2 protein-coding genes are annotated in these 1,894 nt (G+C 41.1%); both read left to right on the plus strand.

What is annotated here, in order from left to right:
* The first annotated feature begins 181 nt into the window (after positions 1 to 181).
* Positions 182 to 682, plus strand: coding sequence for a flavodoxin family protein (locus R7Z41_RS23665; protein WP_206960231.1), 501 nt, complete (start codon positions 182 to 184; stop codon positions 680 to 682).
* Positions 683 to 1,068: 386 nt separating this feature from the next.
* Positions 1,069 to 1,749: an Imm49 family immunity protein gene (locus R7Z41_RS23675; protein ID WP_225478347.1), complete on the plus strand. Its 681-nt coding sequence runs from the start codon at positions 1,069 to 1,071 to the stop codon at positions 1,747 to 1,749.
* Positions 1,750 to 1,894 lie beyond the last annotated feature (145 nt).

Below are 1,894 nucleotides of genomic sequence, written 5' to 3' on the forward strand. Positions count from 1 at the left end.
GCTAAAGTGGCTGTAAGATCGGCGAAAACTGAAAGGCGCTCAGTTAACAAACTGTTTAAGAGGGATTCGCAACGCGTGGCATTTTCACTATGCGTTGGTTTAAGTGATTAAGGTGGTATGCGGCGGCTTCGGTATTGCGTTGCTCACCCCTTAACAGGGCGTTATGTAACATGGAGGCTCGATGAAAATCGGAGTCATATTAGGTACTTCAAAATCTGATGGTAATACGCGAAAACTAGTCGAATCATTCGTAGAGCAGTCAGATGCAAAACTGTTTGATCTATCTGATTTCGATATCAGTTTTTACGACTATGAGCATGAAAATAGCAAAGATGATTTTCTTCTAATTATTCATCAGCTACTCCGTTTTGATCATATGGTGTTTGCTTCGCCAGTTTATTGGTACTCAATGTCAGCACAGCTAAAAGTTTTCTTTGACCGATTATCCGACCTTCTAACAATCGAAAAAGAGCTGGGACGCAAGCTGAAAGATAAATCTATTTCAGTGTTATCTACTGGCTACAACTTAGACTTGCCTGCATGTTTTGTACAACCATTTGAACTGACAGCGAGTTATATGCAGTTAGAGTTTAAAGGATGTGAATACCTTGCTGTACAATCAGAATCGGATTTGGGTAAAGTTACCAGTAGTGCAGCGCAAGCTATTGAAAATGTTACATAACAAACAGTTCAAGAGGGATTCAGCACGCGTGGCATTTTTGGTATGCGGTGGTTTTGGTGTTGAAGTGCCATGCGGCAACTTGGTCATTGCGTGCTTCACCCCTTAACTGGGCGTTAACTAACTCCTTCGATCTAGTTTATAAATTAAAGAGAAATGTTTCTATGACATCAAAAGAACACTTTAAACCAATAGCTTGCCATGCAGATTACTTAAAAAAGCTCTCTAATCCATGTAGAATGAAATGCAAGCGGCTGCTAGATGATTTTAATTTTTCTTATAAAAGTGGGAAAATAAATCTACAGAGCATCAGCCTTACTGGCCTTTACCTTAGCGGGAGTTTATACCATAGTGTTGAGGACATAGAATCCAGCCTTAGAGCAATGGATATGCATCAGTACTTTGATATTAAATTAGTACAGTCACAGCTATTGAGTGATGGCGCGGCGATTTCGGTAGTGCTCCCTAAAGCGGAGGTGACTCTAGTAGCAAAGAAAGAGGAATACAATGGTCTTGAAGGTGCGCTATATCTAACCTATTTGAGTTGGCTATCTTTATTCTGTGAGCAGGTGAGTGACATCGAGTACCTTGCCAACTTAGCCGACCACCCAAACACTGAGTGGTATAATGTTCGGTCTCGTACCTTCTTTGAGCTCCAAATGGTCATGCTCGGAATAAAATCTGGTGACGTTAAGTCGTTAATTCAGAAGTTTATTGATGTAAGTACTCCTGAGTATCTTGAGGGTTTAGCCTTTGAACACGCTAACCTTGTCGATTTGCCAACGATTAATGTGATGACAAAAGTTCTAAATAAATCAGGTTGTGGTGAAGCGGAATATCAACAAGCGATGTATGAAGCGGTCAAAGGGCACCACAAGTATTGGAGTCAAAAAAAGTTAAAGGAAGAGCGTGTAGGCTATTTTGCTATGCCGTTACTGGCACTGGCAAAGCTTACTTACCAGAAATACGGTTTTCGCTTAGGGTTTGAAACGGATTATGTTCCAGAAGCGTTCTACACCCGTAATATGCCTGAGCCGAGCTATAGCTTTTTAGATATTTACAAATCGTAGTTAGTTAACAAACTGTTTAAGAGTGATTCGCAACGCGTGGCATTTTTACTATGCGTTGCGTTTGGTGTTTAAGGTGGTATGCGGCGGCTTCGGTATTGCGTTGCTCACCCCTTAACAGGGCGTTAGCTGTTTGAGGAAAAATGAG

This window comes from Vibrio sp. 1457, assembly GCF_033340195.1.
In the GTDB taxonomy this organism is placed as follows: Bacteria; Pseudomonadota; Gammaproteobacteria; order Enterobacterales; family Vibrionaceae; genus Vibrio; species Vibrio alginolyticus.

Bases quoted from the DNA above. Each gene is read 5' to 3' on its own strand.
- R7Z41_RS23665 (WP_206960231.1), top strand. From the start codon at position 182: ATGAAAATCGGAGTCATATTAGGTACTTCAAAATCTGATGGTAATACG.
- R7Z41_RS23675 (WP_225478347.1), top strand. From the start codon at position 1,069: ATGCATCAGTACTTTGATATTAAATTAGTACAGTCACAGCTATTGAGT.